Source organism: Enterobacter sp. SGAir0187, assembly GCF_002952735.2.
GTDB lineage: Bacteria > Pseudomonadota > Gammaproteobacteria > Enterobacterales > Enterobacteriaceae > Enterobacter > Enterobacter quasiroggenkampii.
The window spans coordinates 1521467-1545279 of the sequence record NZ_CP025034.2 but is presented as its reverse complement, the minus strand read 5'-3'; the positions used below and the strand labels follow the sequence as shown (position 1 = coordinate 1545279).

19 protein-coding genes are annotated in these 23813 nt (G+C 58.6%); 15 read left to right on the top strand and 4 right to left on the bottom strand.

Translation table 11 applies throughout. The annotated features are described in order from the left end of the window. The first annotated feature begins 51 nt into the window (after nucleotides 1-51). Both psiF and adrA read left to right on the top strand, forming a co-directional pair. Nucleotides 52-372 carry a phosphate starvation-inducible protein PsiF gene (gene psiF, locus CWR52_RS07485; protein ID WP_023334671.1) on the top strand — a complete coding sequence of 107 codons (321 nt, stop codon included), beginning with the start codon at nucleotides 52-54 and terminating at the stop codon, nucleotides 370-372. A gap of 102 nt (nucleotides 373-474) precedes the next feature. Continuing rightward, nucleotides 475-1578, top strand: coding sequence for a diguanylate cyclase AdrA (adrA, locus tag CWR52_RS07480; protein ID WP_104949283.1), 1104 nt, complete (start codon nucleotides 475-477; stop codon nucleotides 1576-1578). A 16-nt stretch (nucleotides 1579-1594) separates the two neighbouring features. On the opposite strand, the gene proC is transcribed toward adrA, so the two are convergent. Next, on the bottom strand, nucleotides 1595-2404 hold the full coding sequence (proC, locus tag CWR52_RS07475) for a pyrroline-5-carboxylate reductase (RefSeq protein WP_104949282.1): 810 nt from the start codon (nucleotides 2402-2404) through the stop codon (nucleotides 1595-1597). Nucleotides 2405-2501: 97 nt separating this feature from the next. Between proC and CWR52_RS07470 the strand changes: the two genes are divergently transcribed. The 5 genes from CWR52_RS07470 to ppnP all read left to right on the top strand — a co-directional run bounded on the left by CWR52_RS07470 (nucleotide 2502) and on the right by ppnP (nucleotide 5139). Next, complete coding sequence (locus CWR52_RS07470; protein WP_010428006.1) at nucleotides 2502-2960, top strand: YaiI/YqxD family protein; 459 nt, start codon at nucleotides 2502-2504, stop codon at nucleotides 2958-2960. Nucleotides 2961-3104: 144 nt separating this feature from the next. Further along, nucleotides 3105-3629, top strand: coding sequence for a shikimate kinase AroL (gene aroL / locus CWR52_RS07465; protein ID WP_104949281.1), 525 nt, complete (start codon nucleotides 3105-3107; stop codon nucleotides 3627-3629). A 44-nt stretch (nucleotides 3630-3673) separates the two neighbouring features. Beyond that, nucleotides 3674-3865: a protein YaiA gene (gene yaiA, locus CWR52_RS07460; RefSeq protein ID WP_023334675.1), complete on the top strand. Its 192-nt coding sequence runs from the start codon at nucleotides 3674-3676 to the stop codon at nucleotides 3863-3865. 237 nt (nucleotides 3866-4102) lie between these two features. After that, nucleotides 4103-4780 carry an AroM family protein gene (locus CWR52_RS07455; RefSeq protein WP_045909804.1) on the top strand — a complete coding sequence of 226 codons (678 nt, stop codon included), beginning with the start codon at nucleotides 4103-4105 and terminating at the stop codon, nucleotides 4778-4780. Between the two features lie 71 nt (nucleotides 4781-4851). Then, on the top strand, nucleotides 4852-5139 hold the full coding sequence (gene ppnP, locus CWR52_RS07450; protein ID WP_008503270.1) for a pyrimidine/purine nucleoside phosphorylase: 288 nt from the start codon (nucleotides 4852-4854) through the stop codon (nucleotides 5137-5139). 48 nt (nucleotides 5140-5187) lie between these two features. Here the strand turns inward: ppnP and rdgC are convergent, their stop codons facing one another. Further along, nucleotides 5188-6102 carry a recombination-associated protein RdgC gene (rdgC, locus tag CWR52_RS07445; RefSeq protein ID WP_023310540.1) on the bottom strand — a complete coding sequence of 305 codons (915 nt, stop codon included), beginning with the start codon at nucleotides 6100-6102 and terminating at the stop codon, nucleotides 5188-5190. 123 nt (nucleotides 6103-6225) lie between these two features. Between rdgC and mak the strand changes: the two genes are divergently transcribed. Then, nucleotides 6226-7131 (top strand): fructokinase, encoded by a 906-nt coding sequence (gene mak / locus CWR52_RS07440; RefSeq protein WP_104949280.1) that lies wholly within the window; start codon nucleotides 6226-6228, stop codon nucleotides 7129-7131. Nucleotides 7132-7665: 534 nt separating this feature from the next. Here mak and sbcC read toward each other — a convergent pair. Next, nucleotides 7666-10797, bottom strand: a complete 3132-nt coding sequence (gene sbcC / locus CWR52_RS07430; protein WP_104949279.1) for an exonuclease subunit SbcC — start codon at nucleotides 10795-10797, stop codon at nucleotides 7666-7668. Then, on the bottom strand, nucleotides 10794-11999 hold the full coding sequence (gene sbcD / locus CWR52_RS07425; protein WP_104949278.1) for an exonuclease subunit SbcD: 1206 nt from the start codon (nucleotides 11997-11999) through the stop codon (nucleotides 10794-10796). Before sbcD ends, sbcC begins: the two co-directional genes overlap by 4 nt. Nucleotides 12000-12186: 187 nt before the next feature. On the opposite strand from sbcD, the gene phoB reads away from it, so the two are divergent. The 7 genes from phoB (at nucleotide 12187) to CWR52_RS07390 (ending at nucleotide 23812) form a co-directional block, all read left to right on the top strand. Continuing rightward, the gene (gene phoB / locus CWR52_RS07420; RefSeq protein WP_008503265.1) at nucleotides 12187-12876 is read left to right on the top strand and encodes a phosphate response regulator transcription factor PhoB; all 690 of its coding nucleotides are present in this window, start codon (nucleotides 12187-12189) and stop codon (nucleotides 12874-12876) included. 21 nt (nucleotides 12877-12897) lie between these two features. After that, complete coding sequence (phoR, locus tag CWR52_RS07415; RefSeq protein ID WP_104949277.1) at nucleotides 12898-14193, top strand: phosphate regulon sensor histidine kinase PhoR; 1296 nt, start codon at nucleotides 12898-12900, stop codon at nucleotides 14191-14193. A gap of 409 nt (nucleotides 14194-14602) precedes the next feature. Further along, nucleotides 14603-15922 carry a branched-chain amino acid transporter carrier protein BrnQ gene (brnQ, locus tag CWR52_RS07410; RefSeq protein WP_104949276.1) on the top strand — a complete coding sequence of 440 codons (1320 nt, stop codon included), beginning with the start codon at nucleotides 14603-14605 and terminating at the stop codon, nucleotides 15920-15922. An 80-nt stretch (nucleotides 15923-16002) separates the two neighbouring features. Continuing rightward, on the top strand, nucleotides 16003-17376 hold the full coding sequence (proY, locus tag CWR52_RS07405; protein WP_104949275.1) for a proline-specific permease ProY: 1374 nt from the start codon (nucleotides 16003-16005) through the stop codon (nucleotides 17374-17376). A gap of 534 nt (nucleotides 17377-17910) precedes the next feature. After that, on the top strand, nucleotides 17911-19728 hold the full coding sequence (malZ, locus tag CWR52_RS07400; RefSeq protein ID WP_104949274.1) for a maltodextrin glucosidase: 1818 nt from the start codon (nucleotides 17911-17913) through the stop codon (nucleotides 19726-19728). Nucleotides 19729-19814: 86 nt separating this feature from the next. Continuing rightward, nucleotides 19815-22430 (top strand): DUF2339 domain-containing protein, encoded by a 2616-nt coding sequence (locus tag CWR52_RS07395; RefSeq protein WP_104949273.1) that lies wholly within the window; start codon nucleotides 19815-19817, stop codon nucleotides 22428-22430. Next, nucleotides 22427-23812, top strand: a complete 1386-nt coding sequence (locus CWR52_RS07390; RefSeq protein WP_104949272.1) for a DUF3999 domain-containing protein — start codon at nucleotides 22427-22429, stop codon at nucleotides 23810-23812. Before CWR52_RS07395 ends, CWR52_RS07390 begins: the two co-directional genes overlap by 4 nt. The last annotated feature ends 1 nt before the right edge of the window (nucleotide 23813 follow it).

Sequence of the window (23813 nt, the reverse complement as noted above, 5' to 3'; positions counted from 1 at the left end):
TTTCCTGTCACGAACCAGACTTACAGGGAATGTTCACAAAAGGATGGTGCAATGAAAACAACATTACTGGTTACTCTGCTCTCCGGCCTGTTCCTGGTCGCCTCGGCGAACGCGGAAGAGAAAACGTTAACGCCGCAGCAGCAGCGTATGACCACCTGTAATCAACAGGCGACGTCTCAGAGTCTGAAGGGCGATGCTCGCAAGACCTACATGAGCGACTGCCTCAAAAACGGCGCCGCGAAGCCAGCTGAAAAAAGCCTGACGCCTCAGCAGCAAAAGATGCGCGAGTGTAATGCCAAGGCCACCGAACAGTCTCTGAAAGGGGATGACCGCAGCAAGTTTATGAGTGCCTGCCTGAAGAAAAAAGTGTAGTTCGAACGGGTGAGCGGCTCCGGCGGCTCACCCGAAATTTCATACTTTCCCCGCAGACCCCCTCTCTATAATTTGGGAAAATGTTTCAGAATATTCCCAAAAATGATGAATGATGAAACGTATTACAACAAAAAGCGCATTCGGGAAGAGTGGAATTTAACCCTTTCTCAGGATGACCCTCACCGCGCCGGCATTCAGTTTGCCCGGCGGGTTCGGCTGGCGCGCGCCGTGGGGCTGGCAGCGATGTTTTTTCCGGTTGCAGGAATGCTGGTCACCCATTTTTTACCCGGAGGCTGGTGGCTTTTACTGGTCGGTTGGGCGTTCGTCTGGCCCCATTTCGCCTGGCAGTTATCCTGCCGGGCCGCGTCACCTCATCAGCAGGAAGTATTCAATCTTAAGATCGATGCCATCATTGCCGGGCTCTGGATCGGCGTGATGGGGATGAGCGCGTTACCCACGGCAGCGCTGGTGATGATGGTAGGGATGAATATGATGGGCTCCGGGGGCTGTCGTCTGTTTATTCCGGGGATCCTGTTGACCCTGCTCTCCGCGCTGGTGACGCTGCCGCTTGTCGGCCGCGTGGCCGTCTTTAACCCCGACCCGGTGGAGTGGGGCTTAACGCTGCCGGTGCTGGTGCTTTATCCCATGCTGTTTGCCTGGCTCAGCCACCGCACCGCCGTCAGGCTTGCTGAGCACAAGCAGCGGCTGGAAATGATGAGCACCCGCGACGGCATGACCGGGGTCTTTAATCGACGCCACTGGGAAATGCTGCTGCGAAATGAATTTGAGCATTGCCGCCGTGACCACTGCACCGCCACGATTTTGCTGATTGATATCGACCACTTTAAAAATATCAACGATACCTGGGGGCACGCCGTGGGCGACGAGGCGATCATTGCCATCACGCGCCAGCTCCAGATGTCGGTGCGGTCAGGTGATGCCATCGGCCGGTTTGGCGGGGATGAGTTTGCGGTGATTATGTCGCAGACCGCGGCGGAAAGCGCGATCGCCGTGATGTCCCGGGTGCATGAGCGGCTGGAAAAGCTGACGTTACCGTGCGCGCCAAAAGAAGCGCTGCGCATTAGCGTGGGCGTTGCCCCCTGGGGGCCGCAGTTTGGACACTATCGGGAATGGCTAAAGGCGGCTGACGTGGCGCTGTACAAGGCGAAAAATGCCGGGCGCGGCCGCACCGAAGTGGCGGCCTGACGCCCGACGGCGAGGATCAGGATTTACTCAGCTTCTCTGATTTTTCCATGCATTTTGCCATGGCTTCAATGACGGCCGAGCGGAATCCGCGCTCTTCCAGCACCCGCACTGCTTCGATGGTGGTACCGCCAGGGGAGCAGACCATATCTTTCAGCTCGCCCGGGTGTTTGCCGGTCTCCAGCACCATTTTGGCGGAGCCCATGACGGCCTGCGCGGCGAACTTATACGCCTGGGCGCGCGGCATTCCGCCAAGCACGGCGGCATCGGCCATCGCTTCTAAAAACATGAAGACATACGCAGGCGCAGAACCACTGACGCCGACTACCGGATGGATCATCGATTCGGCAATCACTTCTGCTTCACCGAAGCAGCGGAAAATGTTCAGTACATCCGCCACGTCTTCTGAGGTCACCAGGGCGTTAGGCGTGACGGAGGTCATGCCGGCGTTGACCAGCGACGGTGTGTTCGGCATCGCACGGACGATTTTGCGGTCGTGACCCAGCGCGCGCGCCAGCTGATCGAGCGTGACGCCCGCGGCAATCGACACCACCAGCGTCTCTTTGTTCAGGCTGGAGGTGATATCGCTCAGCACTTTAATCATGATGTTCGGCTTGACGGCGCCAAAGACGATATCGGCGACCTGGGCCACTTCCTGCGCGCTTTCGGCGGCGTTGATCCCGTACTGATCGCGCAACGCGGCGACCTTGTCCGGTGACGGGGTATAGACCCAAATCTGACCCGGCAGCACCTGCCCGCTGGCGATCAGACCGCCCAGGATGGCTTTGCCCATGTTACCGCAGCCGATAAACCCGATTTTCTTGTCCATCACGATTCTCCGTCATTATGCGTTGTTTTCTCTGATTGATAGCTTAACAACGAAATGCAGGCGACAATAGTCGGCAGAGTTATTATGGGGAGACAATATGGCGATTTGGGTTGATGCGGACGCGTGTCCGAATGTGATTAAAGAGATTTTATTTCGTGCCGCCGAGCGCGTTCAGATGCCGCTGACGCTGGTGGCGAACCAGAATATTCGCGTACCGCCTTCGCGCTTCATCCGCTCTTTACGCGTGCCGGCCGGGTTTGACGTAGCGGATAACGAAATTGTCCGCCTGTGCAGCGCGGAGGATCTGGTGATCACGGCGGATATTCCGCTGGCTGCCGAAGTGCTGGAGAAAGGGGCGGCGGCGCTCAATCCGCGCGGAGAGCGATACTCGCCGTCGACCATTCGCGAGAAGCTCACTATGCGCGATTTTATGGATACGATGCGGGCCAGCGGCGTGCAGACCGGTGGGCCGGATAGCCTGTCACAGCGCGATCGCCAGCAGTTTGCTGCCGAACTGGATAAATGGCTGCTGGAAGTGAAGCGCCGCACAGCGTAATGATAATTATTGTCAATTTGTGGTACAGTGTGGCCTCCACAGGGTTGTCATCCCGTACCGCTTTGCAGTAAAGTAATCGCAACATCTTCTGCAATTATTTCTTTACACTCTTCAGCCATCCGGCATCAAGGGGAACACCTGGCTATGACCCAACCCATCTTTTTAGTTGGCCCCCGCGGCTGTGGGAAAACCACCGTTGGCCTGGAGCTGGCACGCGTGTGTCATCGCCAGTTTGTGGATACCGACCACTGGCTGCAAACCGAGGCTGGAAAAACCATCGCTGAGATTGTGGAGCAAGAGGGATGGGAAAGCTTTCGCGCACGCGAAACCGCCGCGCTGAAAGCGGTCACTATCTCGTCTGCGGTTATCGCAACAGGCGGGGGCATTGTTCTGGCGGAGTGTAATCGTCAGTTTATGCGCGAAAAGGGGATTGTGATTTACCTCAGCGCGCCGGTGTCGGCCCTGGTTGGGCGTCTGGAAGCCTTTCCGGAAGAGGGGCAACGCCCCGCGCTAACCTCGAGGCCGCTGAACGAAGAGGTGAGTGAAGTGCTGGCGGAACGCGATGCGTTATACCGCGAAGCGGCTCACCACGTGGTGGATGCGTCAGCCTCTCCCGAAGACGTTGTGATTCAGATTATTACCGCCCTGCGTTTGGCGTGTGCCAGCTAAGCGGCGTCTATACTTATAGCTCAGACATAAAAAAAGGATGAGCTATGCCAACCAGACCTCCCTATCCGCGTGAAGCGCGCATTGTTACCGTTGAAAAAGGCCATACGGGTCATACCGTGACCTGGTATCAACTGCGTGCCGATCACCCAAAACCGGACTCGCTGATCAGTGAACACGAGACTGAACAGGAAGCGCTGGATGCGAAACGGCGCTACGAAGATCCCGACATAACCTGAATGTTTTCCTAAACGCTCCAGGATCGTGCCTGAATCACACTTTTTACTCATCGTGAAAGTTAAGCAGGAGTTAATATTTAGTTATTACAAGTAACTCTGGTATCGGCAGGCGATCTTTACATTTCGATGTCGGGATCACCTGCTACGCTTGGTGCTGTTTTGTTGAAAAAATGAACTGTGCAGCGTAGTGAGCCTGTACCTGTGTGCACGATGTTGGAGTAATGGAAGGCGATAAAGATGAAGGCAACGTTGGCGATCCTCACCATTGGTGTGGTCCCTGTAAGCGAAGTGTTACCGCTCTTAACCGAGCATGTATCTGAACAACAGATAACGCATCTGAGCCTGCTGGGGAAGATGAGTCGGGAAGAGGTCATGGAGGACTACGCTGTCGAGGCGGGGGAGGATCCCCTGGCGACGTTATTAAGTGACGGTAAACTGGCGCATGTTTCACGCCAGAAAATCGAGCGCTCGCTGCAGGGCGTAATAGAAGTGCTCGATAATCAAGGTTATGACGTTATTTTGCTGATGAGCACGGCCCCCATTAAGGGGCTCATGGCGCGCAATGCGATTCTGCTGGAACCGATGCGCATCATTCCGCCGCTGGTGGCCTCCATCGTGGATGGTCATCAGGTGGGGGTGATTGTCCCCATTGAGGAGCTCATGGATAACCAGGAGGCAAAATGGCACGTGCTGGAAAAAGTGCCCTTATACGCGCTGGCCAATCCGTTCTGGGACAGTGAGGCCAAACTCATTGCGGCCGGGAAGGAACTGCTGGAAAGAGGGGCCGATGTCCTGATTCTGGACTGCCTGGGGTTCCACCAGCATCATCGTGATTTGCTGCAAAAAGCGCTGGATGTGCCGGTGCTGTTATCCAACGTTCTGATGGCTCGCCTGGCCTCAGAACTGCTCATGTAATGATTTTGCGTGACAGGTGATGAGCATGGCCCCTATAGTGAATTTTTATCTAAAAATATAAGGGCCAGTTCATGCTTCAGAGTAACGAATACTTTTCCGGTAAAGTGAAATCCATTGGTTTTACCAGCAGCAGCACTGGCCGCGCCAGCGTTGGCGTAATGGCGGAAGGGGAATATACCTTTGGCACGGCGGAAGCGGAAGAGATGACGGTGGTCAGCGGCGCGCTGAACGTCCTGCTGCCGGGTGAAACGGAATGGAAAGTTTACGCTGCCGGGCAAGTTTTCAACGTCCCTGGTCACAGCGAATTTCATTTGCAGGTGGCTGAGCCTACCTCTTATCTGTGCCGCTACCTGAAATAAAAAATTAGCCGGGTGGCGCTAACGCTTACCCGGCCTACGTTTTACCCGTTATCTCTGCGCTTCGCCGCCGAGACCTTCCACCAGATTCTGAATCAACGCGGCCAGCTCGCCGGTCATCAGGATGAAGTCCGCGTCAAAACGCTGGGCGTAATCTTCCCGGTCGATATCTTCGTTCTGATCGCGCAGCTCGTCGCAGAACTTCAGACGCTTCACGGAGCCGTCGTCGCACATCACGAACTGGATGCGCTGCTGCCAGTCGAGCGCCAGCTTGGTGACCACTTTACCCGCTTCAATGTGTACGGCGATCTCGTCGCTGACCAGATCCTGCTTCTTCGCGCGGATCACGCCGCCATCTTCCAGCAGGGCTTTCAGCTCGGCTTCATCAAGGATCTGGAAACCCTGTGCCGCAGCACCGCTGCGTACCCATTCGGTCAGCGTTAACTCAATTGGCGTTTCCAGCGCCAGCGGAACGACCGGTAACGAGCCGATGCTCTTACGCAGCAGGGCCAGCGTATCTTCTGCTTTCTTGGCGCTGGCGCAGTCCACCATGATCAGCCCGTTAACGGTGTCGATCCACATCATGGTCTGGCTGAAGCGGCTGAAGGCGCGCGGCAGCAGAGAGTGCAGCACTTCGTCTTTCAGCGAATCTTTTTCGGTCTTTTTCAGCTTGCGGCCCTGCTCGGCTTCCAGCTTGAAAATTTTCGCCTCGAGCGCCTGCTTAACCACCGGCGTGGGCAGAATCTTCTCTTCTTTACGGGCGCAGACGATGATTTGACCCGTGCTGCTGGCGTGGGTCAGTGCATCGCTTTGTGAACCCATTGGCGGAACCCAACCGGTTTTTGCCATATCCTGGCTACCGCAAGGGGAAAAGGTATAAGCGGCTAACTGTTTTTCCATCTCTTCTGCACGCAGCGAAACGTCGCGGCTGAGACGGTAAACCATCAAATTTTTGAACCACAGCATGATAATTTCCACGGCCTTGTCGTTAAATCAGCGGGCATGATAACGAATTGTCGCATCGCTTGCATTGCTAATCGGGAAGCGTGCTTCTACTCTGTTGATAATCAAAATAATGAGGAGAGTCTTGTGCGTATTGGCATTGATTTGGGCGGCACCAAAACAGAAGTTATCGCACTGAGCGAGCAGGGGGAACAGCTGTTCCGCCACCGTCTGCCTACGCCGCGCGATGATTATCACCAGACTATTGAGACCATTGCCAGGCTGGTTGAGATGGCCGAGGAGGCGACTGGGCAAACTGGCAGCGTCGGGATGGGGATCCCGGGGTCGATCTCGCCGTATACCGGCGTGGTTAAAAATGCGAACTCCACCTGGCTCAACGGTCAGCCGTTTGATAAAGATTTAAGCGCGCGCCTGAACCGGGAAGTGCGTCTGGCCAACGACGCCAACTGCCTGGCCGTCTCTGAGGCCATCGACGGTGCGGCGGCCGGTGCCCAGACCGTGTTTGCCGTGATCGTCGGTACCGGCTGCGGCGCGGGCGTGGCGTTTGGCGGGCGTGCCCATATCGGCGGTAACGGCACGGCGGGCGAGTGGGGACACAACCCGCTGCCGTGGATGGATGAAGACGAACTCAAATACCGCACTGAAGTCCCGTGCTACTGCGGAAAACAGGGCTGTATTGAGACGTTTATCTCCGGTACCGGTTTTGCGACCGACTACCATCGCCTGAGCGGCCAGCCGCTGAAGGGCAACGAAATTATGCGTCTGGTCGAAGCGCAGGACCCGGTGGCCGAGCTGGCCCTTAGCCGCTACGAAATGCGGCTGGCGAAATCCCTGGCGCACGTGGTGAATATTCTCGATCCGGACGTGATTGTGCTCGGCGGCGGCATGAGCAACGTCGATCGGCTGTACGCCACGGTGCCGAACCTGGTGAAGCAGTGGGTCTTCGGCGGCGAGTGTGAAACCCCGATCCGCAAAGCGCTGCACGGGGACTCCAGCGGCGTGCGCGGCGCGGCGTGGCTGTGGCCGGAATAAACGCGAAACGGCAACTTGCGTTGCCGTTTTTAATGTTTCTACCCTCTCCCTGTCGGGTGAGGAATCCCCAGTAATTTTATACCTGAAGCGATGCATGTGACTTCAGGAAAATAAATGGCTTACAGCGATGCCCTGGTCCGGCTGTAAATCGCTGAGGCGTTTCCTGTAGGCCGGGGCGAGGCGCATGGATGCGCCGAGAGGGCGGGCTTTACAGGGATGTTACCTCCGCCCGTCCCCGACAAGCCGGAAGGAATAAGCCGAAGGCACCGCGAAGCGGCGATTTACCGCCGGGAGCCCGGGTCGCCAGGGCGGCGGCGATTGAGCCGCCCTGGCACGTTCACCGGCCATGTCCTTACAGAGTAGCAAGGAACATAAAGTGAACGGAATGACCACCAGAGCCGTATGTTCCCCCTCACCCCAGCCCTCTCCCTCAAGGGAGAGGGGGTCGTCCGTGCTGGTATTATTTTGTGGGGATTCCTCAGCCCTGTGGGAGAGGGCCAGGGTGAGGGCACCAGACGGCACCCCTCCCCCCATTTATTCCACCGCAAACACCTTATCCAGCCTGCTATACCCCAGCCCGTTAATCTTCTTCACTTTGATCTGCACCGGAATACGCTCTTTCATCGCCTCTACGTGGCTGATCACGCCGATGGTTTTCCCGGTGGCGTTCAGCGCGTCGAGCGCATCCAGCGCCGTATCCAGCGTCTCACTGTCGAGCGTGCCGAACCCTTCATCCAGGAACAGCGAATCGATCCGCGTTTTATGACTCACCAGATCGGAAAGCGCCAGCGCCAGCGCCAGGCTGACCAGGAAGCTCTCGCCGCCGGAGAGAGTGCGGGTATCGCGGACCGCATCCGCCTGCCAGGTATCGACCACTTCCAGCTCCAGCGCGTCACTGGCCTTACGCTGCAGCAGATAACGCCCGTGCAGACGGTTAAGCTGCTGGTTAGCAAGCCAGACAAGATTGTCCAGCGTCAGCCCCTGGGCGAACTTACGGAACTTGTCGCCGGTGCTGGAGCCGATCAGCGCGTTCAGGTACCCCCAGTCATCCGCCTGGCGCGCGGCCTCTTCAATTTGCTGCATCAACGCCAGCTGGTGCTGCCGGTTATCGCTGTCCTGCTTAAGCTGCTGACGGATCTCGCCCTGATGCGTGGTGTTCTCGCGAAGCTGTTGTGCCAGCTGCTGCAGCTGGCTTTGCAGCGTGGGTACATCGGCGTTGAGCCCTTGCGGCCTCTGCGCCAGATGAGACTGCAGCTGTTGGTTCGCTTGCCCGCACAGCGCCGCGGCCTGCTGTATCTGGTTTTCCAGCGACTGCTTTCGCTGTTCGAGATGGCGAATGGCATCGTCATCCAGCAGGGCGGCAAGAAACGCGTCCTGGTCGGCAAAGCAGCTTGCCGAGAGCGCCGCGGTGAACTGCGTCTGCGACTGCTGCAGGCGCTCTCGCTCCAGCGCTTCCTGCTGCTGTTGCGCGGTAAGCTGGCTTTGCAGCGACACGCATTCGTCGTGGATGGCGCGCCAGTTATCAGGAATAACCGGTTCGGCGTCTTCGCTGTTCGTTGCCGGAAGCGCGTCGAGCAGTGGCTTCAGGGCGTTTATACGTTCCTGAAGCACGCCGTGCTGCGTTTGTTTCTCCTGCCACTGCGCGAATTCAGCTTCACGGGCCTGAAGCCAGGCGGCTTCCTGACCCTCTTCAGGTGCGTTAAGTGAGAGCGCGAGCAGGGCATGCTCCAGCGCCTGCCGCGTGGCCGCCAGCTGCTGCTGATACTGCTGCTCCTGCGCTTCCTGTTCGCTCAGCTGGTTCTGCAGGGTCAGCCGCTGACTGAGCTGATAAAGCTGGCGCTCGTACTGTTCCTGCTCGTTCAGCCATGGCGCGATATCGTCCTGAATATTCAAAGTAATGTTCAGTGACGTGCAGGCCGCCACCCACTCTTTAGTGAGCGCTTGCTCTTCCTGAGAGAGCGTCTGAACTTCGTCTGTCTCGCGCTGGATCTGCTGAGTCAGGGCATTGACCTGTCCCAGCAGCAGCAGGCCTTCCTCTTTAAGGGCGGCAACCTCTTTTTCCAGGGCATCACGGCGGCGCTGGTTATCCGTCAGCTCAAGCGACTGATATTGCTCAACGGCCGGATGTTCGCAGGAACCGCACAGCGGACAGGGTTTGCCCGCCTCAAGCTGGGAGCGGTAATGCTCCAGCTTCTTAATTGTTGCTTCGGTTTCGCACAGGGCCTTCAGATCCTGATAGTGCTGGTTTTTCTCTTTGTACTGCTGGCGGCGCAGCGTCAGCGTTTCATTAAGCTTACTTTGTTCGGCCTGCGCCTTCTGCACGCTTTCACTGCTCTGGCGCAGGCGCTTTTGCAGCGGCTGATAGCGGGCATGCAGCGACGTCAGCTGCTGGCGCAGCGTGCGTAACCGGGACTGCTGCTCCATGGCCGCGCTGACTTCATCCGCCGTCAGCGTCAGCGCATTTTCCGGCATCGCAGTCAGCCTGTTGCGTAATTCACCTATCCGCGCAGCAAGCGAGGCTAACTGCGTTTTATCGCGGTTAAGCTGTGAGAACTGGGCACGCCAGCCTGCAATCTCCTGGCCTAACAGACGATAGCGCTCGTGCTCCGCCAGCCACTGCGCCAGCGCCGACAGCTCGGCCTGTCGCTGCTCGTGGTCACGCAGGGCGGTATTGCGGATACGCGAACGCAGCGCGGTTCTGGCCTGTAAGCGAGTATTTACTTCGATAATTCGCTGCTGGGTTTGCGTCAGGCGCGCGGTTTGCTCCTGCTGATGCTCCCAAAGCGGCCGAAGCTGGGCGGCGGGGAGAGCAAGCTGCAGTTTTGCCAGCTCAGGCGCAGCGTCCGTCAGCGCCTGTTGCGTCTGCTGCTGCATTGCGGTGACGCGCTGTTGCTCGCGCACGAGCTCATCATGGCGCGTAAGCCACTGAAAATCTTTCTGTTGATTTTGCTGCTGTTCCAGCAGGGTTTTCTCTTCGTCAGTAAGTGCCTGCAAACTTTGCTGTAACTGCTGCTGTTGTTCTTCGCTCAACAGCACGACGCCCGCCGCCTGCGCCTCGCACTTTTCAAGCACGCTGCGGGCGGCTTTGTGTTTCTCAAACACCATGGCGGAAATCTGGCCGTAGATCTCGGTACCGGTCAGCTCTTCCAGCAGCTCGGCGCGATCGCTCGGTTTGGCGTTGAGAAAGGCAGCAAACTGCCCCTGAGAAAGCAGCATGGAGCGGGTAAAGCGTCCGTAGTCCAGCCCGGTGAGCGCGGCGGTTTGCTCCAGCTTATCCGTCACTTTGTCGGCCAGGATTTTGCCATCTTCGCAGCGCGCCAGCTCCACGCGCGGCGCCTGCAGGTTCCCGTCCGGCTGGTTGCGCGCGCGGTTCTGGCTCCAGAAGGCGCGATAGGCGGTGCCTTTTACCTCGAACTCCACTTCCGCCAGGCACTCGGCGGTGTCGCGCGTCATCAGGTCGTTTTGCGCCTGGGAGACCTTCTGCAGTCGCGGCGTTTCGTGATAAAGCGCCAGACAGATGGCGTCGAGCAGGGTGGTTTTACCTGCCCCGGTCGCGCCAGTGATGGCAAACAGCCCGTTGCTGGCAAACGGCTCAGCGGTAAAATCAATTTTCCACTCGCCCTTGAGGGAGTTGAGGTTTTTCAGGCGCAGGCTCAAAATTTTCATGCGTTTTCTTCCTCATCATTGAGCGCATGCAGGGTATGGCTGAACAGCTCGCTGAGCCTTGCGCGCTTCGCCTCGTCGATTTCCTCCTGCGAGAGTCTGCGTTCAAACACCTCTTCGACCCCCAGTTCACTGAGCGTTTCGCGTTGAGCGCTTAACAGGATTTTCTCGCGCTGCTCGCGGCTGCGGCGCACCAGCAAGACCTCAACCGGCAAATCTTCGGTCAGCGCCTGGATTTTTCGCTGCATATCGTGCAGGTAGTCGTCGGTGGTGATTTCGATGTCCAGCCAGATGGGGGGATCTTGCTCGACGCCGCGCCACTGCTCCAGCTGGGCGGTGATGGCATTGAGATCGCCTTTCAGCACTGCCAGCGGCTGGGTGACGGGCACCTCCAGCGTCTCGACGGCGCTGAGTTTTCCGTCGGAGAAGGTCACCAGATGTACGGATTTGGCTTTGCCCGTTTCGTCAAAGCTGAGCGAAAGAGGCGAGCCGCAGTAGCGGATGTGCTCGCAGCCGCCGACGATCTGCGCCCGGTGAATGTGCCCGAGCGCAATGTAGTCGGCGGGCGGGAAGTGCTGCGCCGGAAAGGCGTCCAGCGTGCCGATATAGATGTCACGCACGGCGTCACTTTTACTGGCCCCGACGGTGGTGAGGTGCCCGGTCGCAATCACCGGAATCGACTGGTCACCGCGCAGGGCACAGGCTTCGGCGTGCTGCTGGTGGTAATAGTCGGTGATGGCCTGCAATAAATGTTGCTGCTTTTCCGCGCCCGACAGCCCCGCCTGGCTTTGCACGATGTCGCGCGGACGTAAAAACGGTATCGGACACAGCACCGCCCCCGGCGACCCGTCGCGCTTTTTCAGAATCTGCGGGGCGTGCCCGGCGCTGGCGACGACGGTGGTATTGAGAAACGCCAGGATGTCACGGGATTCATTCAGCGTTGCGACGGAATCATGGTTGCCGGCGACAATCACCAGATGACAGCCGGTTTGCTGCAGATTCACCACGAAGCGGTTATACAGCTCGCGTGCATAGCTCGGCGGCGAGCCGGTATCAAAGATGTCACCCGCCACAATAATCGCGTCCACCTCGTGCGTCCGGGCCGTTTCCAGCAGCCAGCCCAGGAACGCTTCATGTTCAGCCGCACGGCTTTTGCTGTAAAAATTTTGACCCAGATGCCAGTCCGAGGTGTGAAGTATGCGCATAGCTGATCCGTGGCAAAAAAGAGAAAGCGGGATTATAAACCTTCAGAGACGGGAAAATAACCGCTGTAATAAAACAACGGTTTGCCATTTATAGTGGTACTGTTTTTCATAAATCTGTCATAAATCTGACGCATAATGGCGCCGAATTACAAACTTGTAACGTAAATAAGATAAGACAGGGCAAAGTATGGCGAGACGTATTCTGGTCGTAGAAGATGAAGCTCCAATTCGTGAAATGGTGTGCTTCGTGCTCGAGCAAAACGGCTTCCAGCCGGTTGAAGCGGAAGATTATGACAGCGCAGTGAACCAGCTGAATGAACCTTGGCCCGATCTGATTCTGCTGGACTGGATGCTGCCCGGCGGCTCCGGACTGCAGTTTATCAAACACCTGAAGCGTGAAGCGCTGACCCGCGACATCCCGGTTGTGATGCTTACGGCGCGCGGAGAAGAAGAGGATCGTGTGCGCGGTCTGGAGACCGGCGCGGACGATTACATTACCAAACCGTTCTCCCCCAAAGAGCTGGTGGCCCGCATTAAAGCCGTGATGCGCCGTATTTCGCCGATGGCGGTGGAAGAGGTGATCGAAATGCAGGGGCTGAGCCTTGATCCGACTTCTCATCGCGTGATGACCGGTGAAAATCCCCTCGACATGGGGCCTACCGAATTTAAACTCCTGCACTTCTTTATGACCCACCCGGAGCGGGTTTACAGCCGCGAGCAGTTGCTGAATAACGTCTGGGGAACTAACGTGTATGTCGAAGACCGAACGGTTGACGTACATATCCGCCGCCTGCGAAAAGCACTGGAACTGAGCGGCCACGATCGCATGGTGCAGACGGTCCGCGGCACGGGTTATCGTTTTTCTACCCGTTTCTGAACAATGACAGGAGTGTGACGCGTGCTGGAACGTCTGTCATGGAAAAGGCTCGTCTTTGAACTGATCTTATGCTGTATTCCGGCCTTCATTCTGGGGGCCTTTCTTGGACACCTGCCGTGGTTTCTGCTGGCGTCGGTCACCGGGCTGCTCATCTGGCATTTCTGGAACCTGCTGCGCCTCTCCTGGTGGCTGTGGGTTGACCGAAGCATGACGCCGCCGCCGGGAAGCGGCAGCTGGGAGCCGCTGCTGTACGGTCTGCATCAGATGCAGATGCGTAATAAAAAGCGTCGCCGCGAGCTGGGAAGCCTGATTAAGCGTTTCCGCAGCGGTGCAGAGTCGCTGCCGGATGCCGTGATCCTGACGACCGAAGAAGGGACGATCTTCTGGTGTAACGGCCTGGCGCAGCAGCTGCTGGGCCTGCGCTGGCCGGATGACAATGGACAGAATATCCTCAACCTTCTGCGTTATCCCGAGTTCACGCTGTACCTGAAAAAGCGTGATTTCACCCGTCCGCACAATCTCAAGCTCAATAATGGTCGCCATCTGGAGATCCGCGTGATGCCCTACAGCGATAAGCAGTGGCTGATGGTGGCGCGCGATGTCACCCAGATGCACCAGCTGGAAGGAGCGCGTCGTAACTTCTTCGCCAACGTCAGCCACGAACTGCGAACCCCGTTGACCGTGCTGCAGGGCTACCTGGAGATGATGCAGGAGCAAACGTTAGAAGGTGCGCCGCGTGAAAAAGCGCTGCACACCATGCGCGAGCAAACGCACCGGATGGAAGGGCTGGTGAAGCAGCTGCTGACGCTCTCGAAGATTGAAGCGGCGCCAACGCTGGCGCTCAATGACACCATTGATGTCCCGATGATGCTGCGGGTCGTGGAGCGTGAAGCGCAGACGTTAAGCCACAAAAAGCATCACCTGACCTTTGAGGTCGACAACACGCTGAAGGTATTAGGCAGCGAAGATGAGCTGCGCAGCGCCATTTCCAACCTGGTGTATAACGCGGTGAATCATACGCCGGAGGGGACGGATATCGTGGTGCGCTGGCACCATACCCCAACGGGGGCCGAGTTTAGCGTGGAAGACAACGGGCCGGGGATCGCGCCGGAGCATATTCCGCGACTGACCGAGCGCTTCTACCGTGTGGATAAAGCGCGATCGCGCCAGACGGGCGGAAGCGGCCTCGGGCTGGCGATTGTGAAACACGCGGTCAACCACCATGAAAGCCGTCTCGATATTCAGAGTACCCTGGGCAAAGGAACCCGCTTCAGCTTCGTTATCCCGGAACGATTAATTGCCAAAAAGATCGCCTGACGGCGGGCGTGTCATCTTACCTTTCCACGGGTCAGCCATCGCTGGCCCGTTTGCTTTGCAGTCAAGCGAAACGCGGATGAATTTTATACGGCTGGCTGTTTTTTGTTCGCATGATTAGCCATGGGTTTTTCTTATAAACAGCGTATTGTGCTGGTGTGTATTTTCATGCTGGCATATTGTTCTGGTTTTACGATCCCACCTTGCCTTTAAACGTTATAAGCGTTTAAATTGCGCCCCAGATACTGTCAGACCGACTGTATTTGCGTGGTAAATCGAAAAACTATTCTTCTCCACGCCAGGACGGGAGCATTTCCCGCTGAAATTGAGCAAATTTTCGGCTGTATCGTCCCGTCAGGGATATCGAAAATCTCAATGTTTTCAACACCACATCCACAGGCAGTAAGGTTTTATGACCCATCACTTAAAATCGCGTGACATCATCGCGCTGGGCTTTATGACATTTGCGCTGTTCGTTGGCGCAGGCAACATCATTTTCCCTCCAATGGTTGGCTTACAGGCGGGTGAACACGTCTGGACCGCCGCGTTTGGCTTCCTGATTACTGCCGTGGGTCTGCCAGTGCTGACCGTGATCGCGCTGGCGAAAGTCGGCGGCGGTGTGGATAGCCTTAGTACCCCGATCGGCAAAGTGGCTGGCGTTCTGCTGGCAACCGTCTGCTATCTGGCCGTAGGGCCGCTGTTTGCCACCCCGCGTACCGCGACCGTTTCCTTTGAAGTGGGGATTGCTCCCCTGACCGGTGACGGCGCGATGCCGCTGTTCATCTACAGCCTGATCTACTTCGCGATCGTGATTCTGGTTTCCCTCTATCCTGGCAAGCTGCTGGATACCGTGGGTAACTTCCTGGCTCCGCTGAAAATTGTGGCGCTGATTGTCCTGGCGGTGGCGGCCATCGTCTGGCCCGCCGGCCCGATTAGCGACGCGATGGACGCCTATAAAAACGCTGCGTTCTCTAACGGCTTTGTGAACGGCTACCTGACGATGGATACGCTGGGCGCGATGGTGTTTGGTATCGTTATCGTTAACGCCGCGCGTTCCCGCGGCGTGACCGAAGCGCGTCTGCTGACCCGCTATACTATCTGGGCTGGTCTGATGGCCGGTGTGGGGCTGACGCTGCTGTATCTGGCGCTGTTCCGTCTGGGTTCCGACAGCGCCATGCTGGTCGATCAGAACGCCAACGGTGCGGCTATCCTGCACGCCTACGTTCAGCACACCTTCGGTGGTGCGGGCAGTATGCTGCTGGCGGCGCTCATCTTCCTGGCCTGTCTGGTTACAGCGGTTGGCCTGACCTGCGCCTGTGCTGAGTTCTTTGCGCAGTATCTGCCGCTCTCTTACCGTACCCTGGTGTTTATCCTTGGTATCTTCTCCATGGCGGTGTCCAACCTCGGTCTGAGCCACCTGATTCAGGTCTCTATTCCGGTACTGACGGCGATTTATCCGCCGTGCATCGTGCTGGTGGTGCTGAGCTTCACCCGCCCGTGGTGGAACAACTCCTCACGAATTATTGCGCCAGCCATGTTTATCAGCCTGATTTTTGGTATCCTTGACGGGATTAAAGCATCAGCGTTCGCGGAAGTTCTGCCAGCCTGGACACAGCGTCTGCCGCTGTCCGAGCAGGGTCTGGCCTGGCTGATGCCTACCGTTGTTGCGCTGGTTCTGGCGATTATCTGGGACCGTGCCGCAGGGCGTCAGGTCGCATCGAACGCCCATTAATCAACGGCAACAAACTGTTTAACCACGGGGCTTAAGGCCCCGTGGTTTTTTGTTTTTTCGTGTTGAATGGCAAGATTTAAATGGAAAGCACTAACAAACTTAAACGTGGATTGAGCACGCGCCACATCCGCTTTATGGCGCTGGGCTCGGCTATCGGCACCGGTCTTTTTTATGGCTCGGCAGATGCCATCAAAATGGCCGGTCCCAGCGTGCTGCTGGCGTACATCATCGGCGGCGTGGCGGCGTATATCATCATGCGCGCGCTGGGCGAAATGTCGGTTCATAACCCGTCTGCCAGCTCATTCTCCCGCTACGCGCAGGAAAACCTCGGCCCGCTGGCCGGGTTTATCACCGGCTGGACCTACTGCTTTGAAATCCTGATCGTGGCGATTGCCGACGTGACGGCGTTTGGCATCTATATGGGCGTCTGGTTCCCGGCGGTGCCGCACTGGATTTGGGTGCTGAGCGTGGTGCTGATCATTTGCGCCGTCAACCTGATGAGCGTGAAGGTGTTCGGCGAGCTGGAGTTCTGGTTCTCCTTCTTCAAGGTCGCCACCATCATCATCATGATTGTGGCCGGTTTCGGGATCATCATCTGGGGGATTGGCAACGGCGGGCAGCCGACCGGCATCCATAACCTCTGGAGCAACGGCGGCTTCTTCAGCAACGGCTGGCTCGGCATGGTCATGTCGCTCCAGATGGTCATGTTCGCCTACGGCGGTATCGAGATTATCGGTATTACCGCCGGGGAAGCGAAAGACCCGGAGAAATCCATTCCGCGTGCGATCAACTCGGTGCCGATGCGTATTCTGGTGTTTTACGTGGGTACGCTGTTCGTGATCATGTCCATTTACCCGTGGAATCAGGTGGGTACCAACGGTAGCCCGTTTGTCCTGACTTTCCAGCATATGGGTATTGCGTTTGCCGCCAGCATTCTCAACTTTGTGGTGCTGACCGCGTCGCTCTCCGCGATCAACAGCGACGTCTTTGGCGTGGGCCGTATGCTGCACGGCATGGCGGAGCAGGGCAGTGCCCCGAAGGTGTTCGCCAAAACCTCACGCCGCGGCACGCCGTGGGTGACCGTCGTGGTCATGACCGTAGCGCTGCTGTTCTCGGTGTACCTGAACTACATCATGCCGGAGAACGTCTTCCTGGTGATCGCATCGCTGGCGACCTTCGCGACCGTGTGGGTGTGGATCATGATTCTGCTGTCGCAGATTGCCTTCCGCCGTCGCCTGTCGCCGGATGAGGCGAAAGCGCTGAAGTTCAAAGTACCGGGCGGCGTTGCGACCACCGTCGTCGGGCTGATCTTCCTGGTGTTTATCATTGGCCTGATTGGCTACCATCCGGACACCCGCATTTCGCTCTACGTGGGCAGCGCGTGGATCGTGCTGCTGCTGGTGGGCTGGGTGTTTAAATGCCGCCGCGACCGTCAGTTGGCGGAAGCGCAGTAATATTTGTATTACTTGTTCCGTGGAAGGGGATTGCCAGGCAATTTTTAACCTGAAGCGATGCATGTGGTTTCAGGAAAGTGAATGGTTTACAGCGATGTCCTGGTCCGGCTGTAAATCGCCGAAGCGTTTCCGTAAGGCCGGGGCGAGGCGCAGGGATGCGCCGAGAGGGCGTGGCCTGCAGGGATGCAGGCTCATGCCCGACCCGATAGCCTGAAGGAATAAGCTGAGGGCACCGCGAAGCGGCGATTTACCGCCGGGAGCCCGGGTCGCCAGGGTGGTGGCGATTGAGCCACCCTGGCACGTTCACAGGCCATGGCATTACATAGTAGCAAGGAACATGAAGTGAACGGAATTACCCCAATAGCCGCATGTTTCCCCCTCACCCCAGCCCTCTCCCTCAAGGGAGAGGGAGCCGTCCGTGCGGGCATTATTACCTCCTCCCCCGTCCTCCTCCCCCAATAAATCCCATCATGGTGAGCTATCCTTAACCACCCTGTGGCAAGGTGACGTCAATTTCATCAAAGGGGATTCGTGATGTTAAACGCCTGGCACCTTCCGGTTGCCCCATTTGTTAAGCAAAACAAAGACAACCTTGTGATTACGCTCTGGCTGGCGGGGGAAAATCAGCCTGAACGCGTGACGCTCCGCGCCGAAATCGATAACGAAGAGACCGGGCTGAAAATGCACAAGCTGCGCAGCCAGCCGCAGCCGGGGATCACCGCCTGGCGGGCGAATATCGACCTGCGTAGCGGACAGCCGCGTCGCCGCTACAGCTTCAAGCTTTTGTGGAACAACCGTCAGCTGTGGTTTACCCCTCAGGGGTTTAGCCGTTTCCCGCCCGCACGGCTGGAGCAGTTTGCTGTGGATTACCCGGATAACGGCCCGCAGTGGGTTAACGATCAGGTCTTTTACCAGATTTTCCCGGACCGTTTTGCGCGCAGCGAAAAGCGCACTGCCGACCAGGATAAGGTCTACTACCACCATGCCGCGGGCCATGACATTATCCTGAAAGCGTGGGATGAGCCGCTGACCGCGCAGGCGGGCGGATCGACCTTCTACGGCGGCGATCTCGACGGCATCAGCGAAAAGCTGCCGTACCTGAAAAAACTGGGTGTGACGGCGCTGTATCTCAACCCGGTGTTTAAAGCGCCGAGCGTGCACAAATACGATACCGAAGATTATCGCCACGTTGATGAGCAGTTTGGCGGTGACGAGGCGCTGCTGCGCCTGCGTAAGAACACCCAAAACGAAGGCATGCGCCTCATTCTGGACGGCGTGTTCAACCACAGCGGAGATTCGCACGCCTGGTTTGACCGTCATAACCAGTCGATGGGCGGGGCATGTCATAACCCGGATTCGCCGCAGCGCGACTGGTACAGCTTTAATGAGGAGGGGCGTGCGCTGGACTGGCTGGGCTACCCGAGCCTGCCGAAGCTGGATTTCCAGTCGCCAACGCTTGTGAACGAGATTTACGGCGGGGAAGACAGCATCGTGCGCCACTGGCTGAAGGCGCCGTGGAATATTGACGGCTGGCGTCTGGACGTAGTGCATATGCTCGGCGAAGCGGGCGGGGCGCGGGAAAACCTTCAGCACGTCGCCGGGATTACGCGCTCGGCAAAAGCGGCCCAGCCGGAGGCGTTCGTCTTTGGCGAGCACTTTGGCGACGCGCGCCAGTGGCTGCAGAACGATGCGGAAGATGCGGCGATGAACTATCGCGGCTTTACCTTCCCGCTGTGGGGATTCCTCGCTAACACCGATATCTCCTACGATCCGAATCATATCGACGCTGAAACCTGCATGGCGTGGATGGAGAACTACCGCGCCGGTCTGTCGCATCAGCAGCAGCTGCGGATGTTTAACCAGCTCGATAGCCACGATACCGCGCGCTTTAAATCCCTGCTCGGCAAGGATGTGGCGCGTCTGCCGCTGGCGGTGACCTGGCTTTTCACCTGGCCGGGCGTACCGTGCATCTACTACGGAGACGAGGTGGGGCTGGACGGCAACAACGATCCGTTCTGTCGCAAAACCTTCCCGTGGGCGCCGGAGAGACAGGACAAGGTGCTGTTCAGCCTTTATCAGCGCCTGGCGAAGTTGCGTAAGCAGAGTCTCGCCCTGCGCTACGGCGGTTGTCAGGTGGTGTACGCCCACGATAACGTGGTGGTGTTTGCTCGCGTCTATAACCAGCAGCGCGTGCTGGTGGCGATCAACCGGGGCGAGGCCTGCGAAGTGGTGCTGGATGATTCACCGCTGCTGAAGGTGGCTGCGTGGAAGAGCAAAGAGGGCAAGGCGACGATACAGGACGGCGTGCTGGCGCTGCCTGCGGTATCCGCGACCATCTGGTTCGGCAGCTAATGCGCTAATGTTTCCACCTTTTAAGATGGCGCAAATGCAACGATTTGTGTCAATCTTAACGGATCGTTTACGGTGAAGGTGGAAACATGGACGAGCTTTACATCCTTGGCTGTTTATTCCTGGTTTTTGCGCTGCTGGTTGCGCCCGTGCTTGCGGTTATCGGGTTTAATCGCAGTACGGCAGCGCGGCAGGAGATTGCCCGGCTACGCCAGCGCATAGAGGCGCTTGAGCAGCGCGGCGTGCCTGAGAACGCGCCGGAGCCGATGCAGACCGCCGCGCCGGAGGCTATGACCGCGCCGGTGGTGGAGGACGCTCCCGCGCCTGTCGACCCCTGGCGACCCGATATTCCCGCAGCGGTGGCAGAACCCGCTCAGGCTCCTGCGCCAGTGGCAAAACCGCCTTCAGCCTTTGGCGGCATCCTGACGTCGCTGGCGCGCTGGTTCATGCAGGGCAATCCGCTGGCGAAGCTGGGGATCCTGCTGCTCTTCCTCGGCCTCTCTTTCCTGCTGCGCTATACCGTTGAGCATTCCCTGTTCCCGCTTGAGCTGCGCCTCGTGGCAACCGCGCTGTTTGCCATTGTTCTGCTGGCTGTCGGGTGGCGACTGCGGCACAGGCAGCGCGTCTATGCGCTGATCCTCCAGGGCGGGGCGACCGGCGTGCTCTACCTGACGGTGTTTGGCGCCTTCCGGCTCTGGCAAATGTTGCCGATGACGCTGGCCTTTGCGCTGCTGGTGGTGATTTGCGTGGCGAGCGTCGGGCTGGCGGTACTGCAGAAGGCGCTGAGCCTTGCCATGCTGGCGAGCCTCTGCGGCTATCTTGCGCCGCTGCTCTTATCTACCGGGGGCGGCAGCTTTGTCGCGCTGTTCTCTTTCTACCTCCTGCTGTCCATCGGCATTCTTGCTATCAGCATCTGGCAGCACTGGCGCGAGCTGAACCTGCTCGGGCTGCTGTTTACGTTTGGCGTGGGCGGCCTGTGGGGGCTGAATGACTACCAGCCTGAAGATTATTGGATTTGCCAGCTGTTCCTGATTGCCAATACGCTGATATTCGGCGTGCTGAGCGTGGCGCTGTCGCTGCGGGCGCAGGAGAAAGGGAAGCAGATCGTTGACGGCGTGCTGTTGTTTGCCCCGCCGCTGATCGGCTTCGGGATGCAGTACGGCATGACCCGGTACTGGGAATATGGTCCCGCGCTGAGTGCGCTGGGATACGGCGCATTTTATCTCACCCTCGCGTACCTCGCGCTGCGGCGCTATCCCTCCCTCGGACGGCCGCTGGTCATGGCGGCGCTGGCGATCGGCGGCGGGTTTGCCACGCTCGCCATTCCGCTGGCGCTGTCGGCGCGCTGGACGGCAATGGCCTGGGCGCTGGAGGGGCTGGGTATTCTCTGGCTGGGCGTGCAACAGCAGCAGCGGCGGATGAGCTATAGCGGGACGGCGCTGCTGGTGCTGGCGCTCGGCAGCGCGCTGTGGGCGCAAACAAACGGCGTTACGCCGCTGAGTCTGCTCCTTATCTTCGCCATCCTTAGCCTTTGCTGGCTGGCTGCGGCCTGGCTGTGGCGGACTCTCTTCCTGCCGGTCAGCTGGGCGCTGCAGGCAGGTGGTCTGTTGTTCTGGCTCGTGGCGCTATTGGGTGCATCGCGGCTGGCGCTGACGCAGGAATTACCGATTCTGGCGAGCGTGCTGGCGCTGACGGCGGCGTCGGTCTGGGGCTGGCGGCAGGTGGCTGCTCGTCTGGCGTGGCGGGAACTGGATGCCAGCAAATGGCTACTGTGGCCGATTATGCTGCTGATGGTGGGCTATCAGCTCTGGCACCAGCAGATCGTCTCCGCCGGCTGGTCAAACCTGGCCTGGTGCGTTGCGCTTCCTGCCGCGCTAATGCTGCTGCGGCGCGACGGTGAAAGACTCCTGCCGCGCATCGCGATGGGGCTGCATCTGTCGCTGTGCTGGATGATTTTACTGGCGCTGGCCACCGAGCTTTACTGGTTTGCCCGGTCCCTGCCGTGGGGCATGGCGGCCTGGGGCAGCGGACTGGCGATGGCCGCAGGCGGCGGGATTATTATGGCGCTTTCTGCAGCCGTACGGCGTCGCGTGTGGCCGTTCCGGGAGTGGCCTGCGCTCTACGCCTGCCTGGCACCGATTCCCGTAGTCGTGGCGCTGCTGGTATTGCTGGTGGTGACCAATTTCCAGGACGGCGTGGTCTATCGTCAGACCTGGCTGCCGCTGGTGAACCCGCTTGAGGAAGGTGCCGCGTTCGCGTTGCTGGGTCTGGTGGTCTTTTATCGGGCGGTGGATCGCTACTACCCGGCGTGGCTTGCGCAAGCGCGCCCGTGGCCTGCCGTTGCGCTCATGGCGTTTGGCTTCTGGTGGCTAAACGGTGCGTTGATGCGCGCCCTGGCCTGGTACGGCGACGTGGCCTGGAATATGGCATCGCTGTGGGATTCGCGGCTGATCCAGACCAGCTTCGCCCTGTTCTGGATGTTGAGCGCGCTGGTGGTCATGATCCATGCCACCCGTCGGGCTTCCCGGCAGGAGTGGCTCTGCGGTGCCGCGCTGCTGGGTGTGGTGATGGTGAAACTGATGCTGGTGGACAGCGCGGGCGGAGGCGGTCTGTCGCGCGCAGTGGCGTTTATCGGCGTGGCGATACTGGTGCTGATAGTGGGCTATTTCTCGCCGCTACCGCCCAAAACAGGAGATGAAAAATGAAATGGATGAAAGCGGTAGCGTGTACCGCGCTGCTGGCGCTTTCCGGCCCGGCGTTCTGCGACGAGGTACCCGTGGAATCGCCCCGGGACTATGCCTTTGGTCGTTCACTCGACACGTCCGTTCCTTCCCGGTGGTATCGGGTGATGCTGCCGCTTGCCGTCTATGAGCAGAGCACGTCAGCGGATCTGCATGATGTTCGCGTCTTTAACCAGTCGGGCGAGCCGGTTCCCTTTAGCCTGATCGCCGCAACGCGCCCGCAGGACACAGCGCACTCCACGGCGCTGCGTCTCTTTCCGCTGGACGCCTCGCCGCTCGCGGGTGGCTCAGATGCCGGTGACAGCGATAAGATCCTGCTCCGTTCCCGAAACGGCGTTGAGATTGTACTGGAGGGGCAAAAAGCCGCCGCAGCCGGACAACATTACCTGCTGACCTTGCCGGAGCAGACGACGGGTGAGTTGGCCATATCCCAGCTGCAGCTGCTCTGGAATACCCCGCAGTCGCCCTGGCAGGGAACGGCGTCGGTCTATTACAGCGAGGATCTTAAGCGCTGGTATACCCTGCGTGAGGATATGCCATTGCTGGACGTCGTCAGCGGCCAGGATCGTCTTAAGCTCGATCGGATCGATACCGATACGGTTTTATCTCCCGATGCGAATCGCTATCTCATGGTGGTGCTGAGTACGCAGAGCAAGGGGATAACGTTGACCGGCGTAAACGCAATCAGTGCACCTGCGCAGGCGGCTCCGGAAGAGATCAATCTTGAGGGAGAAGGGGAGCAGTTATCGACAAGCGAAGCGCAGTGGCGCTGGGCGCGCCCGCAGCCGCTGAGTGCTGTCAGCATTTCGCTGAACGGTGATGGTGTCCTTCCCGTGGAGATCGCGTGGCGCAGTACAGAAAAAGACGCATGGCACCCCCTGAAAAAAGAGGTGATTTACCGTCTGGAGGGAAAAACGTCGGGACCGGTTTCGCTTAGCGGGGGCCTGGTGCAGGCCGTGAAAATCACGACGCTGAATGCGCGTCTGCCAGAATACCTGCCAAGCGTCACGGGACATCGCGACCGCTATGACCTGGTGTTCAACGCGCAGGGTAAAGCGCCGTACGTGCTCGCCTGGGGCAACGGCGCCGCAAAGCCTGCACAGGTGGAACCTGACATGCTGATCCCCGCCGATCTGCGCAAGACCTATGATATGGCGAACCTGCCGCAGGCCGATATTCTGGATGATGTCGCGTTGGGCGGTGAGGGGCGGCTAAACGCCACCTCTGCAGGCGAGCGGGCGAGCTGGATGAACGCCCTGCTGGTGTGGGGCGTGCTGATCGCGGGCGTGCTCCTGCTGGTGGGCATGGCCTGGCGCATCTGGCGGGAAACGCAGCGCAAGGCATAAA